This is a genomic window from Microcystis sp. M079S1, from assembly GCF_020246425.1.
GTDB classification, from domain to species: domain Bacteria; phylum Cyanobacteriota; class Cyanobacteriia; order Cyanobacteriales; family Microcystaceae; genus Microcystis; species Microcystis aeruginosa.
Window position 1 is genome coordinate 1 of the sequence record NZ_JADBSZ010000099.1, and the last position, 6,363, is coordinate 6,363.

General features: G+C 41.9%; 6 protein-coding genes, 1 tRNA gene and 2 pseudogenes. 8 read left to right on the forward strand and 1 reads right to left on the reverse strand.

Features of this window, described 5'->3' with window-relative positions; translation table 11 throughout:
• The 4 genes and pseudogenes from IM456_RS06000 to IM456_RS06015 form a co-directional block, all read left to right on the forward strand.
• A pseudogene (locus IM456_RS06000) lies at positions 1 to 330 on the forward strand (ISAs1 family transposase); the annotation flags it as partial.
• A 585-nt stretch (positions 331 to 915) separates the two neighbouring features.
• Positions 916 to 1,116: a hypothetical protein gene (locus IM456_RS06005; protein WP_002780857.1), complete on the forward strand. Its 201-nt coding sequence runs from the start codon at positions 916 to 918 to the stop codon at positions 1,114 to 1,116.
• A 119-nt stretch (positions 1,117 to 1,235) separates the two neighbouring features.
• Positions 1,236 to 1,308, forward strand: a tRNA-Ala gene (locus IM456_RS06010).
• A 131-nt stretch (positions 1,309 to 1,439) separates the two neighbouring features.
• Entirely contained in the window at positions 1,440 to 2,486 is a 1,047-nt protein-coding gene (locus IM456_RS06015) for an AI-2E family transporter (RefSeq protein WP_149988342.1), read from the forward strand.
• 196 nt (positions 2,487 to 2,682) lie between these two features.
• Here the strand turns inward: IM456_RS06015 and IM456_RS06020 are convergent, their stop codons facing one another.
• Positions 2,683 to 3,522 (reverse strand): reverse transcriptase-like protein, encoded by an 840-nt coding sequence (locus IM456_RS06020; RefSeq protein WP_149988341.1) that lies wholly within the window; start codon positions 3,520 to 3,522, stop codon positions 2,683 to 2,685.
• Positions 3,523 to 3,753: 231 nt separating this feature from the next.
• Here IM456_RS06020 and IM456_RS23225 point away from each other — a divergent pair, with 231 nt between their 5' ends.
• From IM456_RS23225 to IM456_RS06035, 4 genes and pseudogenes are all read left to right on the forward strand, one after another.
• A complete protein-coding gene (locus IM456_RS23225; protein WP_353737736.1) occupies positions 3,754 to 3,954 on the forward strand; it encodes an Asr1405/Asl0597 family protein in 201 nt (66 codons plus the stop codon).
• Between the two features lie 86 nt (positions 3,955 to 4,040).
• Positions 4,041 to 4,616 (forward strand): (2Fe-2S) ferredoxin domain-containing protein, encoded by a 576-nt coding sequence (locus tag IM456_RS06025; RefSeq protein ID WP_149988339.1) that lies wholly within the window; start codon positions 4,041 to 4,043, stop codon positions 4,614 to 4,616.
• A gap of 122 nt (positions 4,617 to 4,738) precedes the next feature.
• On the forward strand, positions 4,739 to 5,593 hold the full coding sequence (purU, locus tag IM456_RS06030) for a formyltetrahydrofolate deformylase (protein ID WP_149988338.1): 855 nt from the start codon (positions 4,739 to 4,741) through the stop codon (positions 5,591 to 5,593).
• 137 nt (positions 5,594 to 5,730) lie between these two features.
• Positions 5,731 to 6,114, forward strand: a pseudogene (locus tag IM456_RS06035) (DUF3782 domain-containing protein); the annotation flags it as partial.
• Positions 6,115 to 6,363 lie beyond the last annotated feature (249 nt).

Genomic DNA, 6,363 nt, shown 5'->3' on the forward strand with positions numbered 1-6,363 from the left:
AAAGTTAGGAAAAATGAAAGACAAGGGTTGGAAAATCTCCGCCGAATTATTAAAGTAGAAAGAAGGGGTAGTCGCGGGGATAAAACTTATGAATAAACAGCTTACTATATCAGTAGCCTAACCGAATCCGCCCAAGTATTTGCTAAAATTATTCGAGGACATTGGAAAATAGAAAATCAGTTACATTGGGTAAAAGATGTAATTTTTGAGGAAGATAAAAGCCAGATCAGTGATTTTCAAGCGGCCAGCAATTGGTCAATTCTCACAACTATAGGATTGAATCTTTTCAGAGGTTTGGGTTTTCTCTCAATAACAGAGGGACAGAGGTAGTTAGCTGAAAGTTGGGAAAAACTGATAGTTTTATCGACGTAAGAAGCAGAAAAATTAGCCAAATTAACAGGATTTACTCTCAGGAAATTTGAAAAGAGATAGGCTTTTAGTGGCTTGGGAACAAGCTTTATCAATCTCTTCATAATAAATATTCCCAGAGGATTAAAGATTAGTGATTGTGACTAACTCTTTTGATTAGAAAAAGATAAACTTGAGAATTTTCAGTCAAATTTATTGACTCAAAATCAGCTGTACTTAATTTAAATGAATCAACCCTAGGGGTGGGGGGCAAGGGGGTCTTCCCTCTTGCCGTTCGGCTGATCTCACGGCCGAAGCCTCTTGCCTCATCTCAGCAAGCAATTTAAATGCGCGGGCAGCTTATTAGTTGCCGCTTTCCGAGACAAGGATTTCTTCAGGCTGAAACCCAAGAAGAGCAAGGTTTAGACCTATTACTGAAAGCTAATGGCTGACGGCTGACAGCCGTGATCGAGAAACCGGCAAAAAATCCCTGTTTTTAACTTCCGTCCGATCATCCCTCGGGAAAATTATGTATTAGAATAGAGGAAAGTTAACAAAATTTAAAATATGTTAGTTCCGATTCTCATCTTTGACCTCGGTCTTGTGGCTTGGTCATTGCATCTGATGCAGCAAGCGTTCGACAAGCAAGAGTTTTCCTTGATGCTGGCGGGAACCTTAGTGGCAGCAGCGGCAGTGGCTATGTTAGTAGTTTATTTCCTCATGGGTCACTGTTTAACCTATTTAACCCAAATTTCGGCTCCTGTCTAAATGGGGGCGATTGTTTCACCATTGTCTGATCAGCGATCCCCTTGGGAGTGACAAATTTTTTTCTCGTCCCCTCTTGACAAAATAATTCTATTTAAGCTATATTCAAAGATGGTCTTCAAGGGGTTATAGCTCAGTTGGTAGAGCACCTCAATGGCATTGAGGGGGTCAGCGGTTCGAATCCGCTTAACTCCATACAGTTAGGATAAGAGTTTCAGGGTCACTGGCGACTAGAAAAGTAACGAGGAGATGCTAGATTGAAAGAGGATTTCTGGTTAGAAAAGTCTCTTTTTACCTCGATACTCTCTCAGGACAAAATTAGTTATATGATAGAGCTTTTTAAGCAACTACCTCGTTGGTTGCGGCTAAGTCTAGTTTTTCCGCTCTTATTTCTCAATGGTTGGTTATTATTCCAATTATTTAGCTATCTAGAACCCTTAGTCAGTATTTTTGTCACTGCTAGTTTACTAGCTTTTGTCTTAGATGTTCCCATCAAACTGCTGCAAAGACGCGGGGTTAATCGCAGTGGTTCGATCGCTATTGTCTTTTTAATTGCCCTATTAATTTTGATTGTTTTAGGTTTAATTTTAATTCCCCAGATTGTCGAACAATTAAGCAGTTTAATCAATAGTTTGCCCCAGTGGATCGAGTCGGGAACCGAACAGATACAAAATTTAGAAAAGTGGGATAAAACTCAGAAATATGCGATTTATATCGAGCAATCAATCACCCAGTTATCGGAACGACTAACCAATGTTTTACAAACTCTTAGCACTCAATTACTGAGCTTTGTGCTGGGAACTATCAACAGTATCTTAAATATTCTATTTGTTCTGGTTCTAACCGTCTTTCTTGTTCTCTATGGCGAACAAATTTGGGAGGGAATTTTTAGCTGGATTCCTGCTCCCTGGAATCTCAAATTAAGAACGATTATTCGTCAAACTTTTGAAACCTATTTTGCTGGTCAAACCATTTTAGCGGGAATTCTCAGCCTTGCTCAAATTTTTGTTTTTGTGATTCTCAAGGTTGATTATGCCCTATTATTCGGGGTGGCGATCGGTCTAACTACATTAATTCCTTTTGCCAGTGCCTTTACCATTATTGGCATTAGCACCCTACTGATGTTTCAAGATTTTTGGTTAGGGTTAAAGGTTTTGACCCTGACTATTATTGTCGGTCAAATTAATGATAATGTCATCGCCCCTCGGTTAATGGGAGGTATGATCGGACTTAATCCCGTCTGGATTATTCTATCTCTTTTTATCGGTGGCAAAGTGGCAGGAATTCTCGGTTTATTGATAGCAGTTCCCATAGCTAGTGTGCTGAAAAGTACCATCGATATCATCCGCTCGCAGCAAGAGAATTATGAATGATGAATTATGAATTAAGTAGGGAGGCACAATTATTTGTAGGATGGGTTAGCGGTAGCGTAACATGAGCGGGCGTTGGGTTCCATGCTTCAACCCAACCTACGTTCATCTTATATTTAATTCCACCCACCCACTTATGAATTATGAATTATGACTGATAACTGATAACTGATAACTGATAACTGATAACTGACTCCTGTTATGAGCCGCTAATTTCTTCGAGAATAGCCATCGCTTCTGTCACCCTATCCCTGGGGATAAATAAATGATCGTGATAATAACCGGAAATGACATTGACGCTAATTGCTGCTTCGGCCAGTTTCTCGCTAATCACCGCTAAAAATCCCACCGCCGCTAAACTAGAATGCACAGAAAGAGTAATTTGTCTATAAATATATTTGTACTGTAAGCCCGTGCGATCGGCTTGCTGACGGGGAATAATCACCGTTATGCCTTCCTCTTCCTGAAATTGGCAGATAGGAGTTAATTGTAGCTGTTCTAGTCCTGTTGCTGTTAGGGAAGAAAAAACGAATTCTTCGGTATTTAGGACTGGTTTCAGGGATTGGAGCAGAATATCGAGATTAGTTTCGCCTTCCTTTGGTTTTTCTGGCGATTTTTTCCCTGCATCCATACAATGATTGGCAGCAGCGTCAGCCAAACTATTTTTAGCTCGTTCAATCCAGCGCCAGCTAATGCGATCAAATCGGGCAACTAATTGACAAGCACGCTGATAAAAGGGACGTAAACTATCGCTTTTTACCTTCCAGTCTCCCTTAACTTGATTGATGACTAATTGACTGTCTCCGCGAATTTCTAGGCTTTTTAAGCCTAATTCTTGGGCTTTTTCCAATCCAATGATCAATCCCGTGTATTCAGCCTCGTTATTAGTGGCTCTCTCCATATATCTAGTCGTAGTCAAGGAATTCCCCTCGGCTAAAACTATTACCGCTGCACCGGCTGCTCTCCCCGGATTGCCGCGAGAACCACCATCAAAATAGAGAATTGCTGAATTATCGGTTTTTTGAGGTTTTTTATCCATAATTTTCGTCAATAAATCTTGTTATCTCCATTTTTATCTCTTTGACAATTCTAGGCGGTAGCGATTCCGGGATCGGCAAAGCGGACAAGGCAACAATAGCAAGATTTTAGCCGATCGCCGCTACCGGGTAACTTTTTTTCTTCAGGTTATTGATAATTATTTGCAGTTGTCGGTTATACTGAGAACATCAGCCTAGAGTTATATTGCTAATAGTTCTCAATTAAAAGCCCCATGAGTATAGACAAATTGCCATCGGAAGGTGAGAAAATCTTCCATCTTAGTGCTTGGGAGCGCTGGCAGCTCTACCACCGGCTGCAGGCCCTGGACATTGAAGATAAATGCTCGCTCCATAAGCTTTTGCCGGTTCGCATCGATAGCCCCGCTCAACTTTTACAGCTGTGGATTGTCCTGCGACAGGTAGAGGCTTCCTGAGGCTGTTTAATCGGTTGACTGGAAACCTGTTGGCAGGCATAATCCTTGAGAAAAATTAGCAATCTGAGAGTAAAAAGTGAGAAAGTATGTCAAAATCTACAACTAGCATGGTTCCCTTTCAAGCGGTCGGTCAATTCCTCGGTTTTGTCCTCAAGGACGGATATAAGGTAAAATACCTGAGAATCAGTGTTGATAAACGAGAATATTGGTTTAAGCCCGAAAAAACACTGCGAGACCACATACCTCTCAATATTGCTCTCCACTCATGGCTAAAAGTGACGGGAGAAAGTAGTCTTTGTTCAAAAAAGGGAAAATTAAAACTGAGGGTACTAGGGATCGAGCATTTATCTGGCGAAAAAACCCCAGAAGTCGCCCCGGCAAAAGCGAAAAAAGCCACCGTCTTAATCTGTCAGAAGTCCGATTGTTGGAAAAATGGCGGTGCGAGAGTCTGCCAAAGGTTAGAGAGTGATTTAGGGGAAAAAGGACTGGGAGAAGCGGTGAATATTAAATTAACCGGCTGTTTAAAACAGTGCAAAAAAGGGCCGAATCTGGTGGTTATGCCCGATAAAAAGCATTATAATCAGGTAGCTCCCCAAGATGTCCCCTCCCTGATCGAGCGGCATTTTGCCACTTCTGAGCAAGAGAATACTGTATCAGTTTAACCGGAAATTTAATCAGTGATCGCTCTTGACAAATGCTCTTTTTTGTGCATCAAAGGGACGAAGTGCCTGAAATTGTAATCAATTAGGGGATAGAAAAAGTCAATTCTTGCCACCGATAATTTATGACTGGTACCACTGCAACCTTGTTAATTTCTTGTCCCGACCAGATTGGTCTGGTGGCGAAAATCGCTAATTTTATCTACGCTAATGGCGGCAATATTATCCACGCCGACCAACACACGGATTTTTCGGCGGGATTGTTTCTGATGCGGATAGAATGGCAATTAGAAGGGTTTAATTTACCCCGTGGGATGATCGAACCAGCTTTCGCCGCTATTGCCAAACCTTTGCAGGCTAGTTGGTCCTTACATTTTTCCGATACTGTCCCGCGTCTAGCTATTTGGGTGACAAAACAGGATCATTGTCTCCTCGATTTGTTATGGCGACAACAGGCGGGAGAAATTAGGGCGGAAATTCCTTTAATTATTAGCAATCATCCAGAATTACACTCAGTTGCCAATCAATTTGGTATTGAGTTTTATCATATTCCCGTTACCGCCGAAACCAAGATTCAGCAGGAAGCCAGACAATTAGAGTTACTGCGGGAATACCGGATAGATTTAGTCATTTTAGCTAAATATATGCAGGTTCTTACCCCAGATTTTATTAACTTTTTCCCCAATATTATCAATATTCATCATTCTTTTTTACCGGCTTTTGCGGGAGCTAATCCCTATCAACGGGCTTACGATCGAGGGGTAAAAATTATTGGAGCCACCGCCCATTATATCACTGCCGATCTCGATCAGGGGCCAATTATCGAGCAGGATGTGGTCAGAGTTAGCCATCGCCATACCGTAGGGGATTTAATTCGTCAAGGTAAGGATTTAGAAAGGGTGGTGTTAGCGCGAGCGGTGCGTTTACACTTGCAAAATCGCGTTTTGGTTTATGCCAATCGCACGGTAGTGTTCGCTTAAGGTTGCTAGGGTAAGCTCATCTAAAATGGTATAAGATGTACTTGACAAAAAAGAGAGCATTGAAGGCTAAAAATTAGGAAGTATCAGCGCGATTGACTAAAATAGCAATAGACCAGATCAGAAGGAAAAAATTATTTATGGCAACTACATCCGAAGACGTATGGCGACTCTTAGCTGAATTAACTGCCGCTCAAAAAGAAACTGACCGACAACTCAAGGAAGTTAGTCAACAACAGAAGGAGACTGAACTACTATTGAAGGAAGTTAGTCAACAACAGAAGGAAAACGCCCAACAACAGAAAGAAACTGACAAACAACTCAAAGAATTAGGACAGCAAATTGGGGGACTCGGTGCAAAATTCGGCAGCTTTACCGAAGGACTTGCCCTTCCCTCAATGGAAACGATTCTCAGACAACGCTTTGGTATGGAAGTTATCAGTCCCAGTGTGCGAGTCAGTAAAGAAGGACAACACCTAGAAATTGATGTTCTTGCCTATACCAATGGTGAGCTAAATACTGCTTAGGGACTTGCGCTTTGATAATGTACCTTTTGGGCGAACGCAGTTCGCCCCTACATTGTGGACAAAATCCGTTACTGTAGGGGCGCAAAGCTTGCGCCCTCCGATCGATCAGGTTTGCTGATCACCCTAAGTAGGGGGAGAGCCTTCGAGAGCCCCCTTCCTCTTAGGGACTTGCGCTTTGATAATATGCCATCTGGCTGGTCTGATTCTTCTACAGAGCGATTTCCTGGCTGGGATATTATTCCCACG

Bases quoted from the DNA above. Each gene is read 5' to 3' on its own strand.
- IM456_RS06005 (WP_002780857.1), top strand. From the start codon at position 916: ATGTTAGTTCCGATTCTCATCTTTGACCTCGGTCTTGTGGCTTGGTCA.
- IM456_RS06015 (WP_149988342.1), top strand. From the start codon at position 1,440: ATGATAGAGCTTTTTAAGCAACTACCTCGTTGGTTGCGGCTAAGTCTA.
- IM456_RS06020 (WP_149988341.1), bottom strand. From the start codon at position 3,522: ATGGATAAAAAACCTCAAAAAACCGATAATTCAGCAATTCTCTATTTT.
- IM456_RS23225 (WP_353737736.1), top strand. From the start codon at position 3,754: ATGAGTATAGACAAATTGCCATCGGAAGGTGAGAAAATCTTCCATCTT.
- IM456_RS06025 (WP_149988339.1), top strand. From the start codon at position 4,041: ATGTCAAAATCTACAACTAGCATGGTTCCCTTTCAAGCGGTCGGTCAA.
- purU (WP_149988338.1), top strand. From the start codon at position 4,739: ATGACTGGTACCACTGCAACCTTGTTAATTTCTTGTCCCGACCAGATT.